This window comes from Micromonospora parva (assembly GCF_040649675.1).
In the GTDB taxonomy this organism is placed as follows: domain Bacteria; phylum Actinomycetota; class Actinomycetes; order Mycobacteriales; family Micromonosporaceae; genus Micromonospora; species Micromonospora parva.
Window position 1 is genome coordinate 40,421 of sequence record NZ_JBEZFX010000016.1, and the last position, 24,444, is coordinate 64,864.

Annotated in this window: 26 protein-coding genes; 6 read left to right on the forward strand and 20 right to left on the reverse strand. The window is 71.2% G+C overall.

The annotated features are described in order from the left end of the window. Positions 1-544: 544 nt before the first annotated feature. A complete protein-coding gene (locus AB0C03_RS29755) occupies positions 545-1,282 on the reverse strand; it encodes a hypothetical protein (protein ID WP_357640445.1) in 738 nt (245 codons plus the stop codon). Between the two features lie 131 nt (positions 1,283-1,413). On the opposite strand from AB0C03_RS29755, the gene AB0C03_RS29760 reads away from it, so the two are divergent. The 3 genes from AB0C03_RS29760 (at position 1,414) to AB0C03_RS29770 (ending at position 3,273) form a co-directional block, all read left to right on the forward strand. After that, positions 1,414-1,845, forward strand: coding sequence for an OsmC family protein (locus AB0C03_RS29760; RefSeq protein ID WP_210859572.1), 432 nt, complete (start codon positions 1,414-1,416; stop codon positions 1,843-1,845). A 171-nt stretch (positions 1,846-2,016) separates the two neighbouring features. After that, on the forward strand, positions 2,017-2,364 hold the full coding sequence (locus AB0C03_RS29765; RefSeq protein WP_030331721.1) for a metallopeptidase family protein: 348 nt from the start codon (positions 2,017-2,019) through the stop codon (positions 2,362-2,364). A gap of 186 nt (positions 2,365-2,550) precedes the next feature. Further along, positions 2,551-3,273 carry an AIM24 family protein gene (locus AB0C03_RS29770; RefSeq protein ID WP_030331719.1) on the forward strand — a complete coding sequence of 241 codons (723 nt, stop codon included), beginning with the start codon at positions 2,551-2,553 and terminating at the stop codon, positions 3,271-3,273. A 71-nt stretch (positions 3,274-3,344) separates the two neighbouring features. Here the strand turns inward: AB0C03_RS29770 and pheA are convergent, their stop codons facing one another. The 5 genes from pheA to AB0C03_RS29795 all read right to left on the reverse strand — a co-directional run bounded on the left by pheA (position 3,345) and on the right by AB0C03_RS29795 (position 6,842). Next, positions 3,345-4,301, reverse strand: a complete 957-nt coding sequence (gene pheA, locus AB0C03_RS29775) for a prephenate dehydratase (RefSeq protein WP_030331717.1) — start codon at positions 4,299-4,301, stop codon at positions 3,345-3,347. 10 nt (positions 4,302-4,311) lie between these two features. Next, positions 4,312-4,806 carry a hypothetical protein gene (locus AB0C03_RS29780; RefSeq protein WP_030331715.1) on the reverse strand — a complete coding sequence of 165 codons (495 nt, stop codon included), beginning with the start codon at positions 4,804-4,806 and terminating at the stop codon, positions 4,312-4,314. A gap of 207 nt (positions 4,807-5,013) precedes the next feature. Beyond that, positions 5,014-5,403 carry an ACT domain-containing protein gene (locus tag AB0C03_RS29785; RefSeq protein WP_210865584.1) on the reverse strand — a complete coding sequence of 130 codons (390 nt, stop codon included), beginning with the start codon at positions 5,401-5,403 and terminating at the stop codon, positions 5,014-5,016. A 75-nt stretch (positions 5,404-5,478) separates the two neighbouring features. Continuing rightward, positions 5,479-5,937, reverse strand: a complete 459-nt coding sequence (locus AB0C03_RS29790; protein WP_030331711.1) for a hypothetical protein — start codon at positions 5,935-5,937, stop codon at positions 5,479-5,481. Positions 5,938-6,104: 167 nt separating this feature from the next. Further along, entirely contained in the window at positions 6,105-6,842 is a 738-nt protein-coding gene (locus AB0C03_RS29795) for a hypothetical protein (protein WP_030331709.1), read from the reverse strand. A gap of 163 nt (positions 6,843-7,005) precedes the next feature. Here AB0C03_RS29795 and AB0C03_RS29800 point away from each other — a divergent pair, with 163 nt between their 5' ends. Continuing rightward, complete coding sequence (locus tag AB0C03_RS29800) at positions 7,006-8,223, forward strand: arginine deiminase (RefSeq protein ID WP_210865583.1); 1,218 nt, start codon at positions 7,006-7,008, stop codon at positions 8,221-8,223. Between the two features lie 15 nt (positions 8,224-8,238). On the opposite strand, the gene AB0C03_RS29805 is transcribed toward AB0C03_RS29800, so the two are convergent. The 12 genes from AB0C03_RS29805 to AB0C03_RS29860 all read right to left on the reverse strand — a co-directional run bounded on the left by AB0C03_RS29805 (position 8,239) and on the right by AB0C03_RS29860 (position 20,276). Next, positions 8,239-9,126, reverse strand: a complete 888-nt coding sequence (locus tag AB0C03_RS29805) for a DUF5926 family protein (protein ID WP_210865582.1) — start codon at positions 9,124-9,126, stop codon at positions 8,239-8,241. Positions 9,127-9,185: 59 nt separating this feature from the next. Next, positions 9,186-9,605 carry an ATP-binding protein gene (locus AB0C03_RS29810; protein WP_030331699.1) on the reverse strand — a complete coding sequence of 140 codons (420 nt, stop codon included), beginning with the start codon at positions 9,603-9,605 and terminating at the stop codon, positions 9,186-9,188. 67 nt (positions 9,606-9,672) lie between these two features. Beyond that, on the reverse strand, positions 9,673-11,127 hold the full coding sequence (locus AB0C03_RS29815) for a PAS domain-containing sensor histidine kinase (protein WP_030331697.1): 1,455 nt from the start codon (positions 11,125-11,127) through the stop codon (positions 9,673-9,675). Positions 11,128-11,182: 55 nt separating this feature from the next. Further along, on the reverse strand, positions 11,183-11,971 hold the full coding sequence (locus AB0C03_RS29820) for a glycerophosphodiester phosphodiesterase (RefSeq protein ID WP_030331695.1): 789 nt from the start codon (positions 11,969-11,971) through the stop codon (positions 11,183-11,185). A gap of 10 nt (positions 11,972-11,981) precedes the next feature. Then, complete coding sequence (locus AB0C03_RS29825) at positions 11,982-12,317, reverse strand: rhodanese-like domain-containing protein (protein ID WP_030331693.1); 336 nt, start codon at positions 12,315-12,317, stop codon at positions 11,982-11,984. Positions 12,318-12,375: 58 nt separating this feature from the next. Further along, positions 12,376-13,338, reverse strand: coding sequence for an LCP family protein (locus AB0C03_RS29830; protein WP_030331691.1), 963 nt, complete (start codon positions 13,336-13,338; stop codon positions 12,376-12,378). A 175-nt stretch (positions 13,339-13,513) separates the two neighbouring features. After that, positions 13,514-14,782 carry an LCP family protein gene (locus AB0C03_RS29835; RefSeq protein ID WP_030331689.1) on the reverse strand — a complete coding sequence of 423 codons (1,269 nt, stop codon included), beginning with the start codon at positions 14,780-14,782 and terminating at the stop codon, positions 13,514-13,516. Positions 14,783-14,941: 159 nt separating this feature from the next. Then, entirely contained in the window at positions 14,942-16,168 is a 1,227-nt protein-coding gene (locus AB0C03_RS29840) for an LCP family protein (RefSeq protein ID WP_357640458.1), read from the reverse strand. Positions 16,169-16,244: 76 nt separating this feature from the next. Continuing rightward, positions 16,245-17,222: an NAD-dependent epimerase/dehydratase family protein gene (locus AB0C03_RS29845; protein WP_030331686.1), complete on the reverse strand. Its 978-nt coding sequence runs from the start codon at positions 17,220-17,222 to the stop codon at positions 16,245-16,247. An 89-nt stretch (positions 17,223-17,311) separates the two neighbouring features. Then, positions 17,312-19,003, reverse strand: coding sequence for a monocarboxylic acid transporter (locus AB0C03_RS29850; protein WP_030331684.1), 1,692 nt, complete (start codon positions 19,001-19,003; stop codon positions 17,312-17,314). Continuing rightward, positions 18,981-19,346 carry a DUF485 domain-containing protein gene (locus AB0C03_RS29855; RefSeq protein WP_030331682.1) on the reverse strand — a complete coding sequence of 122 codons (366 nt, stop codon included), beginning with the start codon at positions 19,344-19,346 and terminating at the stop codon, positions 18,981-18,983. The genes AB0C03_RS29850 and AB0C03_RS29855 overlap by 23 nt, the downstream gene beginning before the upstream one ends. A 177-nt stretch (positions 19,347-19,523) precedes the next feature. After that, positions 19,524-20,276, reverse strand: coding sequence for a flavin reductase family protein (locus tag AB0C03_RS29860; protein ID WP_357640563.1), 753 nt, complete (start codon positions 20,274-20,276; stop codon positions 19,524-19,526). Positions 20,277-20,935: 659 nt separating this feature from the next. On the opposite strand from AB0C03_RS29860, the gene AB0C03_RS29865 reads away from it, so the two are divergent. Both AB0C03_RS29865 and AB0C03_RS29870 read left to right on the forward strand, forming a co-directional pair. Continuing rightward, positions 20,936-21,721 (forward strand): helix-turn-helix domain-containing protein, encoded by a 786-nt coding sequence (locus AB0C03_RS29865; RefSeq protein WP_357640461.1) that lies wholly within the window; start codon positions 20,936-20,938, stop codon positions 21,719-21,721. Continuing rightward, the gene (locus tag AB0C03_RS29870) at positions 21,718-21,924 is read left to right on the forward strand and encodes a DUF397 domain-containing protein (RefSeq protein ID WP_357640464.1); all 207 of its coding nucleotides are present in this window, start codon (positions 21,718-21,720) and stop codon (positions 21,922-21,924) included. Before AB0C03_RS29865 ends, AB0C03_RS29870 begins: the two co-directional genes overlap by 4 nt. Here AB0C03_RS29870 and AB0C03_RS29875 read toward each other — a convergent pair. Both AB0C03_RS29875 and AB0C03_RS29880 read right to left on the reverse strand, forming a co-directional pair. Then, on the reverse strand, positions 21,921-23,612 hold the full coding sequence (locus tag AB0C03_RS29875; RefSeq protein ID WP_030331675.1) for a hypothetical protein: 1,692 nt from the start codon (positions 23,610-23,612) through the stop codon (positions 21,921-21,923). The two genes, AB0C03_RS29870 and AB0C03_RS29875, sit on opposite strands and share 4 nt — an antisense overlap. Further along, the gene (locus tag AB0C03_RS29880; protein ID WP_357640467.1) at positions 23,609-24,373 is read right to left on the reverse strand and encodes an ABC transporter ATP-binding protein; all 765 of its coding nucleotides are present in this window, start codon (positions 24,371-24,373) and stop codon (positions 23,609-23,611) included. The genes AB0C03_RS29875 and AB0C03_RS29880 overlap by 4 nt, the downstream gene beginning before the upstream one ends. Positions 24,374-24,444: the final 71 nt, after the last annotated feature.

Below are 24,444 nucleotides of genomic sequence, written 5' to 3' on the forward strand. Positions count from 1 at the left end.
ACGCGCTGCCTCGCGCTGCCTCGCGCTGCCTCGCGCTGCCTCGCGCTGCCTCGCGCTGCCTCGCGCTGCCTCGCGCTGCCTCGCGCTGCCTCGCGCTGTCCGTGATCTCGCGCTTGGGGTCGCCGTGCTTTGGGCCGCCGTGCGGTCCGCGATCTTGTGCTTTGGGCCGCCGGGCTATGTTTGGGCCTTATGTCGGGCTGCGAGCGGGGCCGGTGCGACCGCCAGTTCCCCGCTCATCCCAAGATCGTGCTCAATCAAGGAAGTAGTGGCCTGCGGGCCGCGCGGATACCACTACATCAATGTTCAAGCATGATCTTGGCGGGGGTGGGCCGAGGGCTTGGGCGCGGGGCCGTGGGGGGTCGGCCGGGGCCGGGGAGCCGGGCGCGGTGGGCCGGGGCCGGGGACTCGAGCGCGGTGGGGTGGGGTGGGGCCTGGGACTCGGGCGCCGTGGGGTGGGGCCTGGGACCCGGCGTGGTGGGGTGGGACCTGGGACCAGGGCGTGGTGGGGCGCTGTTATCGACGTGGGCTGGGGTGACGGTGGAGGTCAGTGCTGTGGGTCGGGGCGGGTGAAGGGGGCGGCGGGGGTGACGGTCAGGTCGGCGGGGGCGGGCAGGCCGTCCTCGATCGGGTCGGGGTTGCGGCGGCGGCGCCAGGGGCGCGGTGCTGGCCCGTCGGCGGACCGGTCCTCGTCCGGCGGGTCGAACACGCCGGGGGGTGCGGCAGGCGCCAGCCGCAGGGCGGCCGCGAACAGCACACAGGCGGCGAACGCCATCACCAGCCCACGGCCGTACTCGGCCCGGAAGCCGTCGTCGGGCGAGTAGAAGAAGTCCCGCTGGCTGGGGTCGTCGAGGGTGGCAGTGGCGGCCACCAGCAGTGCCAACAGGGCACCGGCCAGAGCGAGACCGGCCAGCCGGGCGTTCGGCCGCACGGCCGCCGTGCCCCGCAACGCCAGCACCACGGTGCAGACGAGGGCGAGCAGGCCGACCAGGTAGCCCACCCCGAAGCCACCGACCTCGGACACCCCGGCGGGCACCTCGATCGTCGAGTTCCCCTCGGGCCCGCCGTTCGGCAGGCTCATCACGAGCCACTCACCGAGAAGTGAGGCGATCGCGGCCACCGCGCCCAGACCGGCGAGCAGCAGCGGCAGCCGAGGATCCCGCGCGAAGCCGGCCAGGGACCAGGCGAACCGGCCCCGGCGGGTCGTGTCGACGGCACCCCACTCGATCACGGCGGGGGCCTCGGACCGATCGCCCTGCCGGGGGATTGGAAGCTCCTCGGACATCGGCCACCCTTCCGCCGGTCTCGGGCCTGGGTCGCATCATGGCACAGCAAGCTGGTGGTGACAGGGATCGCAGGGCTGGCGAGCGCGCCGGTCTGTCGCTCGGCGGTCGCGTTTCCGCTAGCGTTTGCCCCATGCCAATCCGTACCGCTTCAGCACAGTGGCAGGGCAACCTCACCGAGGGCGCGGGCACCGTCCGCACCGGTAAGGGCGGCCTGTCCGGCAACTACTCCTTCAAGTCGCGCTTCGAGGAGGGTGAGGGCACCAACCCCGAGGAGCTGATCGCCGCCGCGCACGCCGGCTGCTTCTCGATGGCGTTCTCCAAGGCGCTTGCCGACGCGGGCTCGACGGCCACCTCGGTCGAGACCACCGCCAAGGTGCACCTGGACAAGACCGACGCCGGCATGACCGTCACCCGGATCGACCTGGAGACGGTCGGCCAGGTCCCGGGCATCGACGAGGCGGAGTTCCAGAAGCTCGCCGAGGCCGCCAAGGCCAACTGCCCGATCTCCCGTCTGCTCTCGCCGGGTGCCGAGATCACCCTGAGCGCCCGCCTGGCCGCCTGAGCAAGCCGACCCACACCGCGTACGTCCACGGAAGAAGCCTCCGCCCGTTCCCGGGTGGTCGCTTCTTCCGTGCGGGTGCGAATGACGGCGTGCGGGGGCGAATGACGGCCATAGTCGTCCAGCAGAGCCGGGCCGCCTGCCCCCGCGTCGGGCACAATGGGCGAGGTGCCGGTGGAGATGAGCCGTGAGCGCTTCGAGGAGTTGGTCGGCGAAGCCCTCGACGAGGTGCCCGAGGAACTGCTCGGCCTGATGAACAACGTGGTGATCCTGGTCGAGGACGACCCGCCACCGGGAGAGGCCGACCTGCTCGGCCTCTACGAGGGGCATGCGCTCACCGCGCGCGGTTGGGACTACTCCGGGGTGCTGCCGGACCGGATCTTCATCTACCGCCATCCCATCCTGCGGATCTGCGACAACGACGAGGACGTCATCGACGAGGTGGCGGTGACAGTCGTGCACGAGATCGCCCACCACTTCGGCATCGACGACGCGCGGCTGCACGCGCTCGGCTGGGGCTGAGCCCGGGCTCGCCGCCCCGCCGCCCCTGCCCCCGCCCCCGCCCCCGCCGCTCGACGGTCGCGACGCGCCGCTGCCCCCGCCCCCGCCGCTCGACGGTCGCGACGCGCCGCCCAACCGATGGCTGGTGCTTGCCGGGGTCGCCTACCGTCGGTGCAGCGAACGCGACCCTATTCAGGAGGCCCTTTCATGCGCAGCGAGCTGTTCTCCACGGAGAATCTGGAGAAGGAGTCCGCGCAGCCCGGCATGCGGTTGCAGAACTCCAAGATGTTGAAGATCGAGCTCAACGGCGAGGCAATGGCCCGGGTCGGGTCGATGGTCGCCTACCAGGGCAATGTGCAGTTCCAGGCGCTGGGCTCGGGCGGGCTGGGCAAGTTCCTCAAGCAGAAGCTCACCGGCGAGGGTGTCCCGCTGATGAAGGTCTCCGGCCAGGGTGACGTCTTCCTCGCCGAGCTGGCCAAGGACGTGCACATCATCGACCTGGAGCCGGGCGACGCCCTCTCCATCAACGGCAGCAGCGTGCTCGCCTTCGACTCCACCCTCCAGTACGACATCAGGATGGTCGGCGGTGCCGGGATGGCGTCGTCCTCCGGCCTCTTCAACTGTGTCTTCAGCGGCTACGGGCGGATCGCCATCACCACCAAGGGCACCCCGGTCGTGCTCAACGTGGACGCCCCGACGTACGTCGACCCGCAGGCCGCCGTCTGCTGGTCGGCCAACCTCCAGACCGGCTACCACCGGGCCGAGCAGCTCGGCCTCGGCACGCTGCTCGGCCGTCGCACCGGTGAGTCGTTCACCATGAGCTTCGCCGGTCAGGGCTTCGTCGTGGTGCAGCCGTCCGAGGAGCCGCCGGTCATGGGCAGCGGCCAGCAGCAGCAGGAGGGCGGCCTGCTCGGCGGCCTGCTGAGCTGACCACGACGGCGGCGCTGAGCTGACCACCACAGCGGCGTGGGCGCTCCCGGTTCTCGGGGGCGCCCGGCCGGTCAGGTCAGCTCACCGGTACGTAGTCGGGTCAGCCAGGCCGCCGCGTCGGCGTAGTCGACGTCGGAGAGGCCCGCCGGCGCGGGGACCGGGCGTTGGCCCGCCGTCCCGGCCCATCGGTGCCGGGGGTAGGAGCCCAGGAAGCGGACGTCGGCACAGACCCGACGGAGCCCCTGCAACGCCTCGCCCAGGCGTACGTCGGCCACGTGGCCCGTGCAGTCCAGGAAGAAGACGTAGCGGCCCAGCGCCTCGCCGGTCGGACGGGACTCGATCCGGGTCAGGTTGACGCCCCGGACGGCCAGCTCCATCAGCACGGACAGCAGCGCGCCGACCCGGTCGTGGGCGATGTAGACCGCGAGCGAGGTGAGATCGTCACCGGTCGGCGGCGGGGGCGGCCCGGGGCGGGACACCAGCGCGAACCGGGTCACCGCGTCAGGGTGGTCGGCGATCTTGTCGGCGAGTGTCGTGAGCCGGTGCCCGGAGGCGCCGATCGGCGCGCAGATCGCCGCGTCGTACTCGCCAGTGCCGGCACCGGCGGCGGCCGCGCCGTTGGAGAGCACATCGACCACCACGGCGTCGGGCAGGTGGTCGCGCAGCCAACCCCGGCACTGGGTGGACGCCTGCGGGTGGGCCGCCACGGTGTGGATCTCGGTCAGCGAGGTGCCGGGTCGCGCGGCGAGCACGAACTCCACCGACAGGACCACCTCCCGGGTGATCACCAACGGCTCGCCCTCGGCCATCTCGTCCAGCGTGACGCCCACCGCGCCGCCGATCGAGTTCTCCAGTGGCACCAGCGCGGCGTCGGCGTCGCCGGCCCGGACGCTGTCCAGCGCCTCGCCGACGCTCCGGGCGGGTGTACGGGTGCCGCGCTCGGCGGCGGGCAGGGAGCGCAGGGCCTGTTCGGCGAAGGTGCCCTCCGGCCCCAGGTAGACGAATCGCGTCGGCGGTGTTCCCGGCATGCCGATCAGCCTACGCACCTGGCCCGTTGGCCGGGCCGGCGTCACAGGCCAGGGTGCGGATCCCGGCCGGACTGACGGCGCGTACCTCGACGGTGCAGACGTCGGTGCCGGCGGTTACCAGCACCGGGGCGCTGGCCCTGCCCCGGGTGACCACCTGGAGTTCCTCGTGCCCGGTCACCTCCAGCACCGTGAACTGCCAGTCGCCGGCACAGAGTGGCCCGGTGCGGACCCGCACCCGGACGTTCGCTGGAAGCACTCCGGCCTGGCCGCGCAAGAGTTGCTGAACCCGCTGCCCGGTCGGCCCGTTGCGGCACGCGGTCGCGACCAACCCGGCGTCCGCGGTGGGCGTCACAGTGGCGAGCGGCGGTGCGGTGGGCGGCGTGGTCGTGGGTGCGGTGCTCGGGGCGGGTGTCGTCGGGCTCGCGGTGTGCGTGGCCACGCCCGTCGGCTCTCCCAGCCCGGGTGGGGCACCGCAGCCGGCCAGCACCGCGACGGCGAGCACCATCGGCAGGACCCGGGTGATGGCCGGCGTGGGTACGCGATGCGCTGCTCGCTCGTCAGTCGCCGGTGGGGGGTGAATCGTCGCCTGCGGTGCGGGGGGAGCGGGGTGGGGTGGGGTGAACGGCACGGGCCGATCCTCGGGACATCGGAGAATTCGTCGCGGCCGGGGTGGCCGAGCCCATCGTAGGGTGAGCGGCCGATCGGGTGAAGGTCAACCGGTGACGCGGTGCCCGGCACGCTGGAGGGCCGCCGTTCCCTCGGTCAGCCGGACGGTCGGCACCAGCAGATAGTCGGTGTCGAACGTGGAGAACGTGACGGCGCTGACCCGGGCCTCGGCGAGCGGGTCGACGAGCGCGGCCAGGCTGCCGGCGCCGGCCAGCGCCACCGGGGCGGTGACCCGCAGACAACGCCAGGTCGTCTCCAGTACGGCCTGTGCCGGCGCCCGGTCGATCGGGCAGATCACGGAGATGCCGTCGGAGGTCCAGCTCACCGTCACCACGTCAGCGCCGTGCAGCCCGCTCGACAGCGCGTACGGCAGGGTGCTGCCGGCGGCCATCCGGCACACAGCGTATTCCCCCGGCAACAGGGCGATATCGAGCATGAAGGCACCCTACGGCCTTCCGGCGGGCCCGCCCGGGCAACGCCGCGTGCGGCACACGACACACTCCGCCGCAGGTCAGACCTCGGAGAAGAAGGTGAGTGAACCGGCCACGGTGCCGTCGGTGAGCAGCGGGGTGGAGATCGCGTCGACTGTCGCGTCGGAGCTGTTCGCCGAGGCGGCCTGCACCCGGAGCAGCCCACGGGCCAGCCGGCCGGAGGAGAGCGCCAGCAGGGGCGGGATCTTGTCGATCTCGGCTTCGGTCAGCTCGCCCCGGTTGGCGGTGAAGTCGAGCAGGCGCAGCCCGCCGTCGAGCAGCGGTCGGCCGATCAGCCCGTCCGGCTCGCCGAGGCAGAGCAGGTCGCAGCCGGCCGTGGAGATCGCCACCACCCGGGTGTCGGCGTCGATCAGCAGACACGGCTCATCGGCCCGGGAGACTGTCGACGACCATTGGCCGACGTTGTCGGACTCCGGCTCTGTCGAGGCCCGCGCCGCCGGCACGAACGCTTCCGAGAGCGAAAGTTCGACGTGGGCCACCGCGCCTCCTATGTGCACCGATCGACTGTCCACGCTAGCGGGTCGCCGACGGAATCACCGAGCGCACCGGGTCACCGGGCCGCGCGGGGTTGACCGAGGCGACCGGCGACGGCGCGGAGACCGGTGAGGTGAAGGGGGACCGGAGCCGCGTGGCGTCGCCGGTGACGTTACCGGCGGTGGGCCGGCTTGTCAGCGGCCGTTCGGCCCTCGTCGTACCACCGGTAGTCGGCCGTTGGACGGTACGTGCCGTTCAGCCAGGTGCTGGGGTGCTGTGCGACCCGGGAGAGCTTTTCGGCGGTGGCCGGGCTGATCCGGCTGCCTCCGGCCACGAGCAACCGGTCCAGTTCCCGGTGGGTGGCCATCAGGCAGTCCTTCGGAAGGCCGTAGACGCTGATGACGCCGGAGCCGACGAAGGTCAGCACCGGCGTCACCGGGACGGGCAGCCCCACCGCGTCGGAGAGGGCCTTGCTGGCCCGCTTGGCGTCCCGGCGGGACTCGGCCACGTACGGGGGCCGTTTGCCGTTGATCTGCACGACGTCGCCGGCGACGAGCACCCTGGCCCGGCCGTGGTCGGCGATGGTCACGGCGAAGAGACCGCTCGGCCCGATGGCGAGGAACCCGGCCCGGTCGTCCTGCCCGCGGTCGAGCACGTCTGTCACGTCTGTGCGCGGCCACTCGATCACGTGCCAGGCGGGCCCGAGATGGTCGAGTTGGCCCAACGCCCGTGCCCCGGCCGCCTCCAGGCGGCGGGCACCCCGCTCGGCCCGACGACGGCGGGCCCATTCGAGCGGTGTCGGACGGACCGGTTCCAGAACCCCCGGCGCCTCGACGCGGGGGTGTGGCACCGCGACGGGCGGCAGTGCCCGAGCGGACGGTACGGCTCGTCGTGCGGGAAAGACAGTCATCGCGACCTCCGGCAAAAGGTCCCTCGAAGTTATGTCCTCACTACCCTACGTTGCCACTACCGGTGTTCGGCAAGCCGGAACGCCGGAGTGACTGTGGATGAATGCCATATTCATCCACAGTTCTTTTCTCGGATGCCGCTAAACCCTGCCCTACGCTGCGGGAGTGACCCACTACGTCGACAGTGAAGTCGGGCGGCTCGGCACCGTACTGCTGCACCGGCCCGGCCCCGAACTGGCCCGGCTCACCCCACGCAACAACGACTCGCTCCTGTTCGACGCGATCCCCTGGGTGGGACGCGCCCAGGAGGAGCACGACGCGTTCGCCGCCGCCCTGCGCGAGCGCGGCGTGGAGGTGCTCTACCTGGCCACCCTGCTGGCCGAGACGCTCGCCGTCGAGGACGCCCGGGCCGAGCTGACCGAGGAGGTGCTGCGCTCCCCACGGCTCGGCGACACCCTGCGCGCCCGCGTCGCCGACCATCTCTCCTACCTGGACCCGGCCGCCCTGGCCGACGTGCTCACCGCCGGGCTGGCCCACGAGGAGTTGCGGATCAGCTCGGAGCGGCCGGGTGGGCTGGTCTACACGCTGATGGACCGACACGACTTCGTCATCGACCCGCTGCCCAACCTGCTGTTCACCCGCGACTCGTCGCTGTGGATCGGCGACCGGGTGGGTGTCACCAGCCTGGCCATGCCGGCCCGCCGCCGCGAAACCACACTGACCGACGCCATCTACCGCCACCACCCCCGGTTCGCCGGCACCGAGTTCGTCTACCGCCCCAGCCTGGAGCACCTGGAGGGCGGCGACGTGTTGCTGCTCGCACCCGGGGTGCTGGCGGTCGGGGTGGGCGAGCGGACGACCCCGGCCGGCGCCGAGCGCCTCGGCCGGCAGGTCTTCGCCGCCGGGCTGGCCCACACCATCCTGGTGGTGCCGATCGCCCAGGAGCGCGCCACCATGCACCTGGACACCGTGTGCACGATGGTCGACGTGGATGCCGTGCTGATGTATCCCAACATCGCGAGCACGCTGTCCGCGTACACGGTGATCGCCGGCGGGGACGGCGAGGACCCGCGGGTGGACGGGCCGGCACCGTTCCTGCGGGCCGCCGCCGACGCGATGGACCTCGACCTGCTCCGGGTCATCGACACCGGGCTGGATCCGGTCACCGCCGAACGCGAGCAGTGGGACGACGGCAACAACACCCTCGCGTTGGCCCCACGGCTCTGCGTCGGCTACGAGCGCAACACCGAGACGAACGCCCAACTCGAGCGGGCCGGCATCGAGGTGATCCCGATCGCCGGGTCCGAGCTGGGCTCCGGCCGGGGCGGGCCGCGCTGCATGTCCTGCCCGATCACCCGCGAGCCGCTACCCGTCAACGGCTGAACGGGACCGCCCGGCTCAGCGCAGGGTGAGCTGGCGGCCGAGCAGCCCCTGACGGGCCCGACGGTCGGCGGCGTCGAGCGGGTCGGTGACGGTGAGCGCCTCGGCGTACCGCTTGGCGAACTGCGCCACCGGCTCCTCCCACTCGGCCGCCGGGGTGTCCTCCGGCAGGTCCCAGACCGGTACGAGTCGACCGTGCGCGCGGAACATGCCGGCGAACTTGGTCTGCTCGCCGAGCGTCAGGGTGCCGGCCGCGCCGAGGCGGGCCAACGCGTCGAGGGCGCCGTCCTCGTCGTCCGGCAGCACCCAGCGCACGTGCGCCTTCTCCGGCACCTGACACCAGTACGCGGCCTTCGCCGCGGTCAGCCGCACCGTCGGGTAGATGGCCGCGTTCGCCCGCTCCAGCGACGCCTGGACGGTCGGGTCGTCGGCGGCCCCGGGGTCGAGCCAGAACTCGAAACCGTCGTGCATGGTGATGTCCAGCGGACCGTCCACGAGGATGTCCTGCAGGCGGGGCCCGGGCCCGGGCAGTGGCGGCACTGCCACCTGACCGCCCGGCTCGGTACGCAACGCGCTGAGCAACGCGTCGGCCAGATCCCGGGAGACGTCGCCGGACTGCTGATGGCGCTGGAGACCGATGAGCACCCGGCCGTCCGGCTTGGTGATCGCCGGGGCGGCCATCGGCAGCACCGTGGCGAGCGTCACCGCCCGGTCACCGAACTCCTCGATGACGGCGGGCGCCAGCCGCAGCGGGGCGGAGGCGGCGGGCACCAACTCGCGCAGCGCGATCCACTCGGACTCGTCGACCAGCCCGTCGAACGGACGCGGCACGAAGACGTCCCGCACCTTGTCGCGGCGGGGGGTGGTGTCGGCGGCGGTGCGCTGGCTCTTTCGACGCTTACTCACGGCGTCACAGCCTAGAGCCCCGAGCGGCTCGCCGTGGCCGGGACCCGCCCGGGCCGTCCTCAGCCCGCCGGCACCAGGTCGGGTCGGGGTGCCGGCGCCAGGTCGAACTCCGCCCAGACGCGCTGGCCCATGCCGTCCTGTTCGACGCCCCAGCGGGTGGCCAGGCCGGCCACGATGTGCAGCCCGCGCCCGTCCGCCGAGTCCGGGCTGGCCGTCCGGAGTCGGGGCCCGCTGTTCGCGCCGCCGCCGTCGGTGACCCGCAACTGGATGAGTGCGCCCTCGGCCGAGGGCCGCAGCCGCCAGGCGACCCGGATCACGCCGCCGGGCAGCGGCCTGGCGTGCCGTACCGCGTTGCCCACCAGTTCCGCGAGCACCGCGATCAGGTCCGCCAGGAGCGCCGGGGGTACGGCGTCGGCCAGTTCCGCGGCGAGCCGGTGTCGGGCCAGCCGTGCCCCACCCGGGTGGTGGGGAACCACCACACACCAGGATTGATCCCTCGCTACCGCTGCCGCTGCCACCGTCGCCTCCACGTCGCGCCACCCTCGGTCAACCGCGTGGTAGCCGCACCTCTGCGACCGTACCGCCGCCGTTCCTCGGACGTAGGGATACCCATCCATTCTGCTGTTCAACGATCCGGCGGACGAGATAGAGGCCGAGCCCGGCACCCGGGTATCCGCGACGGTCACCGGACTCGCCCTGCCAGAACCTGTCGAAGGCCCGTTCCACGTGCTCGGGTCGGATGCCGATGCCCTGGTCGCTGACCCGGAACGCGACCAGTTGCCCGTCGACCGAGGCGGTGATCTCGATGGGTGAGTCCGGTGCCGAGTACTTACCGGCGTTGGTCGTCAACTCGGTGAGCACGGTGGCCAGGCTGGGCCGGTGACCGAGGGCCTTGGGCAGATCGCCGGGGAGGCGGAGCACCAGCCGGCGGCGCAGCTCCGCCGGCAGGTCCACGACGGCGGAACGCAGCGCCTCGGCGAGGTCGAACGGGGTGGGCGGGTCGTCGCCCGGCCCCACCTCCGCCGCGGAGCTGAGCAGTCGGTCGACCAGCCGGGCCAGCTCGTTGGCGCGTTGCCCGATCACCCGGGCGGCCTGCCGGCGGTCGACGTCGGTCAGCGACTCCCAGTGGTCGGTGAGGGTGTCCGCGTAGCCCTTGATCACCGTTACCGGGGTGCGCAGCTCATGGCTGGTCACCGCGACGAACAGCTCCCGGTCGTGATCGCGGCGCTGCTGGTCGGTGATGTCGCGGAAGGTGACCACCCGCAACGTGCCCGGCCCGGGCAGCTCGCCGGAGGTGATCCGCAGCCAGCGGCCGTCCGGCAGTCGGTGGTCGCGAACCTGCCCGGAGGGCGGCAGCGGGAACGGCAACGGGTGGTTCAGCGCCTGCTCGACCGTCCGGCCGGTGACCTGGGCGGCGGCCGGGTTCCAGAGCCGGACGTGCCCGTCCCGGTCGACGACGGCCAGCCCGTCGGCGAGGGCGGCCACCACCGGGCCGTCACCGTGCACCGGCAGGCCACTCTGGTCGCCGTACATGTGCCCGACGCAGGACGCGAGGTAGCCGACCACCCCCTGCTGCTCGGGGCCCGGCTCGTCGTCGCCGGGATAGAGCGCGTGCAGGCTGCCGACGGTGTGGCCGCCGATCTCGGCCCGGGAGACCACCATCCGACGCAGGCCACTGCCGGCCAGTTCGCCGGCGAGCTTGCCGTTGAGGTCACCCACCCGCACCTGGCGCACCCGTGGCCCGGCGAGCAGGCAGACGGTGTCCGGGTCGTCGACAGCCAGTGGTCGGCCGAGGGCCCATTCGGCCACGCCGGTAGCGGCGATCACCCGGCCACCTGTCGGACCGAACTCGACGAACGCCATCCCGGTCGCGCCGAGCGCCGGCTGGGCCACCCGGAGCAGCTGGGTGAGGACCGGCAGGCCCGCGTCCCCAGAGTTGATCATCTCGATCACGACGGTGTGGCCGGCGATGAGAGCGGGGAAATCGATACGCTCCGGCATGTGCCGAGTCTGCCCCGCCGTCCCGGTTTTGGGCACCCCCGCCCGGCCGATCGGCTCAGCGGTCCAGCCGGGCGAGGGCGTACGCCGGCCGGTCGGTGATGACCCCGTCCACCCCGGCGGTCAGCACCAACTCCAGGTCGGCCGGTTCGTTGACAGTCCAGACGTACACCTGGTTGCCGGCCGCGCGCAGTGCGGGCAGCAGCTGCGGGCGGGCCCGGACCAGGCTGATGCCCGGCCCGGCGATCCGGGTGCCGAACGGCAGCCGACCCAACCGCAACCAGCGCGGCAACACCTCCAGCAACAGCACGGTGGGCAGCGTCGGGGCCAGCTCGCGCACCCGACGGACCGCCAACGGGGAGAACGACATGACGGTGACCTGCACCGGATCGTCCGGTGTCGGGTCGGCCAGCCCGTACCGGCGTAACAGGTTGACCAGTCGCCGTTCCACGTTCGAGCCGTAACGGGACGGGTGTTTCGTCTCGACCAGCAGCCGGACCGGCCGGCCGGCGGCGAGCACCGCGTCCAGGAGTCGGGCCAGGGTCAGCAGCCGGGTGTGCGACTCGTCCGGTGGCAGGTCGCCGTCCGGCGCGCTGCCGGGGTGCCACGAGCCGAAGTCCAGGGCGTCCAGTTCGGCGAGCGTGCGCGCGCTGACCAGACCGCGGCCGTTGCTGGTGCGGTCGAGTCGTCGGTCGTGCACGCAGACCAGGTGCCCGTCCCGGGTCAGCCGGACGTCGCACTCCAGGCCGTCGGCACCCTCGTCGAGGGCGCGCAGGTACGCGGCGAGGGTGTGCTCGGGTAGGTCGAACGAGGCGCCGCGGTGCGCGAAGACCAGTGGCCCGCCCATTGCGCCGGCCTCAGATGACCTGGCCGGGCTGCCCGTTCGCGTCGACCACAGGTCGGCCGACCGCGGCCCACTGGCGCATCCCGCCGTCGGCGTTGCGCACCTGCTCCCAGCCGTTGTTGATCAGGTAGGCGACGACCTGGGCGGAGCGCCCGCCGGAGCGGCAGACGACGGCCACCTCCCGGTCGGTGGGCACCTCGGCCAGTCGGGCCGGCAGTTGCATCATCGGCAGGTGGTGGGCGGTGGGGGCGTGGCCGGCCGCCCACTCGTCGTCCTCCCGCACGTCCAGCAGGTAGGTCTCGTCGGCGATCTCGGTCACGGGCACGGTGGGAACCTGGGGTCCGAACACAGGAAGCAACACTAGATCCTCGTGGCCCGGTTCGGCACCGACCGGGCCGTCGACACCGTCACAACCGGGTCACCCAGCGGGGGTTGACCTGCGCCCAGGCCGGCACCCGGGTGTCGCGAAGTGCCTCGAACAGCCCGTTGCCCCCGTTGTCGAGCACCACGTACGAGACCTCGTCGATGGTCTGCGGCGAGGAGGGCACCTGGACGCCGCGCATCCCGTCGGGCGGCAGCGCGCGCAGCGCGAGGAGCAGGTCCTCCAGGGGTACGCCGTTGGTGTCGACTGTCAACGAGCTGCCGACCGCCCGCAGCACCTGGTCGAGTTTGACGGGGTTGCTTCGCAGGTCCGCCCTGCCGGCGCTGTCCAGCATCGCCCGGAGCAACTGCTGCTGGTGGTGCTGCCGGTCGTAGTCACCGCCGGGCAGGTCGTAGCGCTGTCGGACGTAGTCCAGCGCCTGCGCGCCGTCCATCTGGTGGCAGCCGGTGGTGAAGACCCGGTTGGTGTGGATCGAGCGGACCTCGGTGTCCACGCACATCTGTACCCCGCCGAGCAGGTCGATGACCTTCCGGAAGCCGGAGAAGTCGATCAACGCGGCGCCGTCGAACTGGATTCCGGTGAGCCGGTGCAGGGTGGCGGAGAGCAGTTGGGCGCCGGCCTGCCCGCCGCCGCCGTGCTCGTACGCCGCATTGATCTTGTCCTGGCCACCGCCGAAGCCGTTGGCGGGCGGGATGGCGACCAGCAGGTCACGCGGGATGGAGACCAGGTACGCCTCCCGCTGCCCGGCGGGGACGTGGACGATGAGGATGGTGTCCGAGCGTTGGTCCGGGCCGCTGTCGCCGGGTCGTCGGTCGGAGCCGACCAGGAGGTAGTTGAGCGGCCCGTCCAGGTCGGTGCGGGCGGTACGGGCGTCGGGGTCGAGCAGTTGCTCCTTGGTCACCGTGCGGTCGTACCGGTGGCTGAGCGTCTTGAGCCCGGCCACGGCGAGCCCGGCCAGCAGGACGAGGGCCAGGCCGACGCCGAGCATGATGCGCGACCCACGGGCGCGAGGTGACCGGGCGGACGGGGCCGCTCCGGCCCGGCCCGCTGCGTTCCGTCCCCACCTGGACGTGACCGCCTCCCCGCAGCCGATACGTGAAACCTGCTCACGTCAGGCTACGGGCGGTGACGGGGTCGTCGCTGCTTTTCCGCGACTACCGGCGTCACTTGCGGGTGGAGATCACCTCGGGGTGGGTGAAGACGAACTCGGCGAGTTTGTCCTGCTTGACCGCCCGGAACATGGCCATCGTCTCTTCGTTCAAGCCCTCGGTGTTGTTGCCGTTGGCGTTGAACGTGCCGTTGTTGGTCTTGAGCATGGTCAGCTCGTTGCCGGTGACCCCGCGCATGGTGAAGATGAAGTCCTCGATCGGCACGCCGCCGGTGTCCAGCACGAACGCCTTGCCCGCCGCCTTGATCAGGTTATTCATCTTGGCCGGGTTGGTCAGCATCCCGCCCTCGGTGGCCTTCTTGGCCATCGCCTTGATCAGCTGCTGCTGGTTCGCCTGCCGGTCGTAGTCGCCGTTCTTGAGGGTCTTGCGCTGGCGGGAGTAGTCGAGCGCGGCCCAACCCTCCATCTCCTGGCAGCCCTTCTTGTGCACCACCGGGGTCCGCTGCTTGCCGGTCTTCTTGGCGTCCGCGTTCCACATCGGCTTGCCGTCGACGTACGACATGTGCAGCGACTTGACCTCCTGGGTGACGCAGATCCGCACCGTGCCCAGGGCGTCGATGACGTTCTTGAAGCCACCGAAGTTGATGATCGCCGCGCCGTCGAAGCTGATCCCGGTGAGCCGCTTGATCGTCTGGGCCATCAGCTGGGCGCCACCCTCCCAGCCGCCACCGTTCGCGGCGCCGGCCTGGAACGCGGCATTGATCTTCCCGGAGCCGCCGCCGTAGCCGCTCTTTTCGAACGCCGGGATCTGCGCCTCGGTGTCCCGGGGGATCGAGATCAGGTACGCCTGGTCGTGCGTGGCCGGAATGTGCAGGATGATGATGCTGTCCGAGCGGACGTCGTCGGCGGCCCAGCGCTCGCGTGCGTCCACGCCCAGCAGCAGCATGTCGATCGGGCCGTCCAGGCTCGCCCCGCCCTCGGCGTCGGACTTGCCCGCCTCACCCAGCAGGTTGCCCTTCGCGATGCCGCCCGTCGCCTGCCCGATCAGCGCCTTGCTGCCGACGATGGCCACGCCGCTGCTGAGCATCAACACGGCACCGAAGACGACTGTCAGCTTGGCCCAGAGCGGGTCCTTGCGCTTGGTCCGCTTCTTCGACCCACCGCCACCCGGGCGGTCGTCACCACCGTCACCGCCGCCGCCCGGAGGGCGCGAGCCCGGCCCGCCACCACCGGGGCGCGACTGTGCGGGTATGGCCGCAGCGATTCGACCGCTGGGGGCGGCGGACCCGGGGGAAGAAGGGCGACGACTGGCCTGAACCGGCATGCGTGCTCCAGCTCGTGATCAGGAGGGGGCGGCACCACTGTACGTACATCAAATCGACTTGGCGAGTTCATCCCGGGTCAATCCGGACGTCGAATTTCGCAGACTCAGACGATCGTCGCTGTTCGATGACCCGAACGGCTGGTGCCCCTCGGGTTGGCGTCAGCCGCCGTCGTTGCTCTTCGGCGGGTTGGCCTTGACCCAGTCGGCCATCTTGTCCGCGGACATGGCCTGGTACATCGCGAGCGCCTTCTCCCGGTCCGACACCACCACCGACTCGCCGTTGATGGTGTCGCTGCCCGAGTTCGGGCTGGTCACAAAGGTGAGGTTCTGGCCGCGCAGGTTACGGAACTGCAGCGCCATGTCTGTAACCGAGAAAGACTGGTCGACGGTTACGGCCGCGGTCACCGACTTGAGGAAGTCGTTGAGCTTCTTCGGGTTCGCCAGCGTGCCGGTGCTGGCCGCCTTGTCCATCAGCGCCCGAAGGAACTCCTGCTGGTGCCGCATCCGGGCGAAGTCCCCGTCCGGGAACTGCTGGCGCTGCCGGATCCAGTCCAGCGCCTCCGCGCCGTCCATGTGGTTGGTGCCCTTGGTGAACGTCCGGTACGGCTTGTGGATCGACGTGATGGTGCGTTCCACCTTCAGGTCCACCCCGCCGAGGGCATCGGTGACCTCCTTGAAACCGCCGAAGTCGATCGCCATCACGTGGTCGATCCGAACATCGGTGAAGCACTCCACGGTGCGTACCGCCAGCGGCAGCCCACCGAACGCGAACGCAGCGTTGATCTTCGCGCGTGAACCGGAGCCGCAGTCCGCTCCGGCGCTCTCCGGGATCGGCACGTACAGGTCCCGGGGGATGGAGACCAGGTAGGCCTCCTGGTGGTCGGCCGGGATGTGCATGACGATGATCGTGTCGGCGCGCCACTGACTCTTGGTGTCGACCGGTGCGTCCGGATCCCGCGAGTCGCTGCCGACCAGCAGGATGTTGAGCGCGCCATCGACGGTCTTGGCGGGCCGACCGCCGGTGATCTCCGCGAACGGGTCGGTGCGGGCCAGGTCACTGTTGAGGTTGCGGGCGTACAGCCAGGCGCCGACGCTGCCGAGCAGCGCCAGCACCAGCACCGCGACCCCCGCCACCAGGGCGATCCGCCCCCAGCGCGGTCGCGGGCCACGCCGTCCCGGCCCACCGGCGCCACCCGGGCCCCCAGGCCCGGTGGGCCCGTTCGGGCCGCCGGGCCGCAGCTGCTCCTCGTCGTGCGACGGGTAGAAGCGCGCCTCGCTCGGGCGGGCACGCCCGGAGGCGCTCCGGTCGGGGCCGGGCACCGACGCGCGCCCGGCGCTGCGGTGCAGGTACGGATGCGGGACGCCGGCAGACGAGGTCGCGGACATGTAACTCAGGGTACGTAGCCGGAGCCACTACCGCCTTCAGGCGACACTCAGCGACGGCCGGTACGCGCGGATCCGGTCAGCCGAGCCGCGTCCGGAAGTACTCGATGGTGCGTCGCAGGCCATCTTCGGGCGCGATCGACGGCTCGTATCCGAGCAGTTCACGAGCGAGCGTGAGGTCCGGCCGGCGCATCTCCGGGTCGTCCGAGCCCCGGGTGACATAGGTCACCTTCGAGCTGCTGTCAGAGAGCGACACGATCAACTCGGCGAGTTGTCGCATGGTCAGCTCGTGCTCGGTGCCGCAGTTGACCGGGCCCGTCTCGGTCGAGTCGAGCAGCAGCAGGATGCCGCGCACCAGGTCCTCGACGAAGCAGATGGACCGGGTCTGGTTGCCGGTGCCGTGCACGGTGATCGGCTCGCCGCGCAGCGCCTGCGAGATGAAGGTGGGGATGGCGCGGCCGTCGTCCGGGCGCATCCGCGGGCCGTACGTGTTGAAGATCCGGACGATCGCCGCGTCGAGCCCGCGGTAGCGGTGGTACGCCATCGTCGCGGCCTCGGAGAAGCGCTTGGCCTCGTCGTAGACGCTGCGGACCCCGATCGGGTTGACGTTGCCCCAGTAGGTCTCGCGCTGCGGGTGCTCCTTCGGGTCCCCGTACGCCTCGGAGGTGGAGGCCATCAGGAACCGGGCGCCGTCGGCGACCGCGCGCTCCAGCAGGTGCAGGGTGCCGACCGAGCCGACCCGGAGGATCTCCACCGGCAGCTGGGCGAAGTCGGTGGGGCTGGCCGGGGAGGCCATGTGCAGGATCGCGTCGAACCGCTCGGCCAGCGCGGGGTGGTGGGTCGGTAGACCCTCGGAGATGTCGGCCTCGACGAGGGTGAAGGTCGGCCGGTCCAGCAGGTGGGCGACGTTCTCCTTGGAGCCGGTCACGAAATTGTCCAGCGCCACCACTGTGCAACCTCGGGCGATCAGGGCGTCTACCAGGTGCGACGGGACGAAGCCCGCTCCGCCGGTGACGAGGACGCGGTGACCGGAACCAAAGCGCTCAGCAACCTTCATACCGCTCAGCCTACCGACCGTCGAATTGGTGCAGGGGGTCCCCTGTTGACGTCGTGCGTCAACAGGGGACCCCCTGTCGGGTACCGCTGTCAGTGCGCGCCAGCACCGGTGAGGGCGCGCACCTCCAGTTCGGCGTACTTGTCCTCGTCGTGTTCCTTGGAGATGACAGTGCCGATCCACCCGCAGAGGAAACCGAACGGGATGGAGAGGATGCCCGGGTTGGACAGCGGGAACCACTGCCAGTCGTGGTCCGGGAACATCGACGTCGCCGCACCGGAGACCACCGGCGAGAAGAACACCAGCAGCACCGCCGAGAGCAGCCCGCCGTAGATCGCCCACACCGCGCCGGAGGTGTTGAACCGCCGCCAGAAGAGGCTGTAGAGGATCGCCGGCAGGTTGCCCGAGGCGGCGACGGCGAAGGCCAACGCCACCAGGAACGCCACGTTGAGGTTCTGCGCGTAGATCGACAACAGGATGGACACCGCGCCGATCACCAGGGCGGAGATCCGGGCGACCCGCACCTCCTGCCGCTCCGACGCCTCACCCTTCTTCAGAACGTTGGCGTAGAAGTCGTGCGCCAGGCTGGACGACGAGGCCAGCGTCAACCCGGCGACCACCGCGAGGATGGTGGCGAAGGCGACCGCCGCGATGATCGCCAGCAGGGCTGCCCCGCCCAGTTCGCCGCCGAAGAAGTCGATGCCGAGCGCTTCGGCCAACTGCGGCGCCGCGGTGTTGCCGGCCTTGTCCTGCGCCGTGATCGCCTGGCTGCCGACCAGCGCCGCCGCACCGAAGCCGAGGGCCAGGGTGAGCAGGTAGAAGGTGCCGATGATGCCGATCGCCCAGAGCACGCTCTTGCGGGCCGCCTTGGCGGTCGGCACCGTGTAGAAGCGGATCAGGATGTGCGGTAGGCCGGCGGTGCCGAGCACCAGGGCGATGCCCAGGGACAGCAGGTCAACCTTGTTGTAGAAGGTCTGCGTCGAGTTGCCGGCGACTTCCACGCCGTACCGCAGCCCGGGTTCGAGGAACGCGCTGCCCTTGCCGGATGCCTCGGCCGCCTGGCCCAGCAGCGCCGACAGGTTGAAGTTGAACTTGGCCAGCACCAGGATGGTCATCAGCAGCGCACCGCCCATGAGCAGAAACGCCTTGACGATCTGCACGTAGGTGGTGCCCTTCATGCCACCCACCGTGACATAAATGATCATCAGAGCGCCGACCATGATGATGGTGGCCACCTTCGCGGTGTCCGCGTCCATGCCGAGGAAGGTCGTCCCCGGCCGGATGCCGAGCAGCAGCGCGACCAGCGCGCCGGCACCCACCATCTGGGCGAGCAGGTAGAAGATCGACACCGTGATGGTGGAGACCGCCGCCGCCGTACGCACCGGACGCTGACGCATCCGGAACGCCAGCACGTCCGCCATCGTGTACCGGCCCGAGTTCCGCAGCAGCTCCGCCACCAGCAGCAGGGCCACCAGCCAGGCGACCAGGAAGCCGATCGAGTAGAGGAAGCCGTCGTAGCCGTACAGCGCGATGATGCCGGCGATGCCGAGGAACGAGGCGGCCGACATGTAGTCGCCGCCGATCGCCATGCCGTTCTGGAAACCGGAGAAGGACCGGCCACCCGCGTAGAAGTCGGTCGCCGTCTTGGTCTGCCGGCTGGCCCAGATGGTGATGCCCAGGGTCACCGCCACGAAGACCAGGAAGAGCGTGATGGTCAGGTTGCGGGCGGTGTGGTTGCCCGCCTCCGCCGCGAGGAACGTCTCAACCGCGTGGACCGTGCTCATGGGTCACCTCCCCGATCTCGGCGCGGATCCGGTCCGCGATGGGGTCGATCTTCCGGTCCGCGTACCGGGAGTAGAGCCAGGCGATCAGGAACGTGGAGACGAACTGGAGCAGGCCGAAGACCAGCGCGACGTTGATGTTGCTGCCGAACAGCTTCGTGCCCATGAAGTCCCGGGCGTACGCGGAGAGAATGACGTAGAGCGCATACCACAGGAAGAACGCGACGGTCATCGGGAAGACGAAGCCGCGCAGCGCACGCCGCAGCCCGGCGAACTCGTCCGACCGTTGTACGGCCAGGTACTTGTCCGACTCGGAAGCAGCCGGAGCGGGTGTGTCCGTGGACATCTGTGGATCACCACCTTCACAGGCGTCAGAGGAGTTTCGCGCACCGTAAAGAGCGCACTCCCCGGCAGGGAAGGCTGAGATCGACGACGGTCGGCGAGTGCGCCGAGCGGTTGGCTGGCTGCGCCAAGTGACTCAGGTCACTGCGGTGATCGGTCGGGCCCGGACGAGACTCCCCGGTCAGGTCGGCAACTCGTGGTAGCGACCGCGGTAGTGCAGCAGCGGGACGGACTCCTCGGCCAGGTCGACGGCCTCGATCGTGGCCTCGACCAGCAGGCCCCAGCCGTACTCCCGTGCGGTGTCCAGCCGGCACCCGGCCCAGCCGCCGCCGTCCGCCGGGACCGGCCCGTACGATGTCTCGACCCAGTCGCCGGTGGCGAACAGCCCGCCCGGAGCCGGAAAGAGGCCGGCGAACCGGTCGGCGAGCTGCCGGTGCGGCGGGCCGAGCGGCGTGACCGCGAACCGACCCGACTCCTCGACGGCCGCCCAGAGGTCGGACTCCGGGTCGATCAACCCGAGCAGTCGGTCCGGTTCCCCCTCGGCCACCAGGGTCGACGAGACGGTCAGCCCGGCCGGACCGGGCGCCGTCCAGAGGGTCACCGGTGCGGCGAGCCGACCACGCAGCCGGCGTACCGGCGACCGTTGCCCGGTCGGCACCGCGAACGGATCGGTGTGGTGGATCTCGGCACCCGGCTCATGATTCACGTGAAACATTGTGCCGCCCCGGCCCCGCGCCCAACCAAGGAAGCGCTCGTGCAGGTCGGCGGGTCGCCCGTGGAGCCGGGTGAGCTGAGCGCCGGCCTCCGTCATCAGGGCACCCAGGTAGACCAGCAGCCCCACCCGGTCGTGCCGGTACTCGGCGAGCAGCGCCAGCCGCGCCGGCTGGCACGGCCAGGGCGCCCCGCAGCCGCGACACCGCCAGAGCGGCCGCATCGGCAGGTGCGGCCTGCTCACCTCGGCTCTCCGGCCGTCCGGGGCGGTGGAGTCGCCCGGCTCCGGCGCGCCCCGCTCGCCGGAGGGCGATGCCCGAATGACCGTGATGCCGCTGAGTCATATTGATGCCTCAGGGACATCACGCTCGCAATGGCACACCAATCCCTGCGGCGATGCTCCGTCCGGTCGCTTGCGCCGTCTGAGGCCCGTTCCGGCTGCCGGACTGCGGGATTCACCAGCGACCACCGTTCGCCCGCCAGGTCTGCGCCGGGGTCAGCCAGCCGGCCCGGCCTGGTCGCGGCAAGGCGACCGTCGGCCCGTTCGCCCATGCGGGTGCTCGATCCGGCGGGCCTGCCGAGCGCTCCGAGCCGGTCGCGCCCGGCACGGCCGCCGGTGCCGCAACCTTCTTTTTCCGGTACGACCACCGCGCTTCGTTCCTGCCCCGGATGAATCGGAACATGGCTCATCTCCTCCCGGTCGACGAGGGCCGCCCCGATCGGGGGGATGACCGGGGCGGCCCGAACGCAGGACCCAGTCGCCGGGACGTCGCCTCCACCGGCCGGGCCGCGTGCTCTCCACCCTGGACGGAAAGGCGCGGACAGGGGAGGATGCCAGGGATTACTACGCAACGCAGTCACGTACTTACCGGAGAGGTAAGGATGAACGTCGAAATGTGGGTGCGGGCGTTGAAGGCCGCCCGAGCCGGTGCCGAGGTGTCCCAGGAAGCTCTGGCGAGCCTCACCAAGTGGAGTCCATCCACAGTGGCGGCCATCGAGACCGGCCGACGTCGACCGACCATGGAGTTCGCGGTCGCCGCCGACGAGGCCCTAGCCACCGGTGGCCTCCTCGCCGGGCTCCTCAAGGCTGCGGACCAGGAGTATGGCCCGTCCTGGTTTGTCCCCTGGCGTGGATACGAACAGCGGGCGACGCGCCTGCGTGCCTTTGAGGCATGTCTCGTGCCCGGACTCCTGCAGACCGAGGACTACGCCCGTGCCGTCATCTCGGCGGGTGGGCTGCATCCGCCGGCGGTGGTTGACGAGCTTGTCGCGGTCCGTCTGGAACGTCAGCTCCTGTTGTCCCGGGATGCGCCGCCAACGTGTGTCTTCCTGGTGGACGAAATGGGCCTGCACCGTCCGGTGGGCGGTCACGCCGTGCTCAACGCCCAACTCGGACGACTGCTTGAGGTGGCGGACCTTCCGTCCGCTCGATTGCACGTCATCCCACTGAGCGTCGGGGAGCATGTCGGTTTTGGGGGCGGCTTCGTCTTCGCCGACCTTCCGGACGGGGACAGGGTGCTCTACCTGGAGAATGCCGCTCGCGGACACGTCATGGACGACCCGGAGACACTCCGATTGATTGATCGAAAGTGGGATAGCCTGCTCGGCGAAGCGCTCTCCACAGGCGCCTCGATGGATCTGATCCGGAAGCTGAAGGTGACACCGTGACGATCAAAGAACCACGCTGGCGCACCTCCACCCGGTCGACCGACTCCGGCGGCAACTGCGTCGAGGTGGCCGACAATTTGCCCAGCGTCGTGCTGGTCCGGGACAGCAAGGACCGTTCCGGCCCGATCCTCGCCTTCGCCCCGGGTGCCTGGCGCGGCTTCGTCGCCGACGCCGCCCAAACCCCGGGCCGCCGCGCCGGTTAACGGCGCGGGGTGACGGTGGCGAGCAGTTCCGGCATCCGGCGGTCCAGCACGTCGCCGGCCAGGTACGCGCCCAGCAGCGCCGCGCCGAGCCCGTAACCGGCGCCGACCGGCAGGGCCAGCCAGAGCCAGGCGTCACCGAGCAGCGCGGCGGCCACCACCATCGGCACCGCGGCGACCGCCGAGGCGAGCATGGCCAGCAGAGTGAGCAGCCCCTTCGTCAGGCCCGCGCCGCTGTTCATCGCGAACGGGTTGCTCGTCTCCGGCAGCGAGTACGCCCCGAGCACCGAGACCAGGCAGTTCACCGCCAGCCCGACGCCGTAGGTGGCGACCAGGGCACCGGCGGTCAGCCCGATCCAACCCGGTTCACCGAGCAGCAACGACAGCACCACCGCGACGACCGTCAACATCGGCAGGACGTACAGCGAGAAGGCCGTGATCCGGGCTCGCAGCTCGACCCGGCCGGGCACCCCGGCCACCACGTTCGCGGCGTACGCGCTGCCGTCGAAACCGAACTGGTTGGCCAGGGTGACGGCCGCGAGCACCCCCACGAAGACCATCGAGATGGTCACCACGACCGGTGAGCTGTCACTGGCAGCCGCGGTGAACCCCTCGTCGCCGACGGCCGCGAAGTCCCCGCCGGTAACGTTGATCATCACTGGCACGAAGATGCCGACCACCGCGATGGTGATCAGGTTGGCCCGGCGGCGAGCGTCCCGCCACCAGTAACGGGCCTCCCGGGCGACCAGGGCACCGAACCGGTCCCGGCGGGCCCAACCGGCGACCCGGGGAAACAGCTGGGCGACCGCGCCACCGTCGACCCCTCGTCGTGCCGGGGCCTTACCGGCGCTCGCCGCACCCACCATCGCCGACTCCAGCGAACGGGACCACCAGGCCAGCAGGGCGACGAGCGCCACCACCGTGATCAGTAACTTGACCGGTGCCGCCCACACCCGCCCCTGGGCCACGTCGATGCCGGCGGTCCACGGCGCGCCCAACGGCGTCCAACCGATCACCGTCGCCACACCTGCCAGCCGGTCCCAGTCCGCCTCACGCAGCGCGGCGAGGCCGAAGATCTGCAACGGGCCGAGCAACGCGGCGACCACCGCCAACAGCACGGCCGCCAGGTCGCGGACCCGTCGGGACCGCAGCATGGTGGCGAAGGCGCTGGTCACCGCCCGGCTGGCGGCCACACAGAGCAGCAAACCGGCGAGCACCCCCACGACGGCGACCACCCCCGCCGACCAGCCACCCAGCGACCAGGCGGTCAACACCAGCCCGGACGCCGCGACCAGCACCGCCACCACCGGGACGCTGATCAGGGCCGCCACGAACAGGCCGGTCACCAACGTGCGCCGGGGCAGTGGCAGCAGCGCGAACCGGGCCGGGTCGAGTGTCTCGTCCACGCCGAAGAAGACGAGTGGCAGCAGCAGCCAACCGAGCACCAGCAGCCCGCCGCCGGCCGCCGCGACCAGCACCGCGTACCGGCCGTTGTCGGTCAGGCCGGGCGCGGCGAAGAGGAAGAAGCCGCTGGCGGCGAACCAGAGCCCGAGCAACGCGCCGCCGATGAACATGGCGATCCGCCAGCCCTGGCCCCGAAAGTTGTTGGCCATCACCCGCAGCTTCAGCCGCACGAAGTGGCGGGCGGAGACCGGCCGTGCCGGTGCGGCGGGGGTGGCGTCAGCGCTCACCGGGAGAGCCACGACAACTCCTCGCCGGTCGCGGTGCGCCCGCCGACCACCTCGACGAAGACCTGCTCCAACGAACGGTCGCCACGGACCTCGTCGATCGTCCCGACCCGCTTGATGGTGCCGCTGGCCAGGATCGCCACGTGCGAGCAGAGCCGCTCGACGACCTCCATCACGTGACTGGAGAACACGACAGTGCCGCCACCGGCCGCGTAGCGGGTGAGGATGTCCCGGATCAGCGCCGCGGAGACCGGGTCGACCGCCTCGAACGGCTCGTCCAACACCAGCACCCGGGGGCCGTGCAGCAGCGCGCAGGCCAGGCCGATCTTCTTCTTCATGCCCGCCGAGTAGTCCACCACCAGGGTCCGACCGGCGTTGCCGAGCGCCAGCACGTCCAGCAGCTCGGCTGCCCGCTGGTCGACAACCGCCGGGTCCATCCCCCGCAACAAGCCGTTGTACGCCAGCAGCTCCGCCCCGGTCAGCCGGTCGAACAGCCGGACCCCGTCGGGCATCACGCCGAGCAACCGCTTGGCGGTCACCGGGTCCTGCCAGACGTCGTGGCCGAGCACCCAGGCCGAGCCGGCATCCGGACGCAGCAGCCCGACCGCCATCGACAGGGTGGTGGTCTTGCCGGCGCCGTTCGGGCCGAGCAGGCCGTAGAAGGAGCCGGCGGGGACGTCCAGGTCGACGCCGGCCACCGCGATCGTGCCGTCGAACCGCTTGGCCAGGCCACGCAGTGCGAGCGCGGGGTGCTCAACAGTCATGCGCCGACGTTATCCGCCCATCGCCAGTCACGCCCTCCGCCGCCGGCCGGACCCGCGATCCTCCCTGAGGC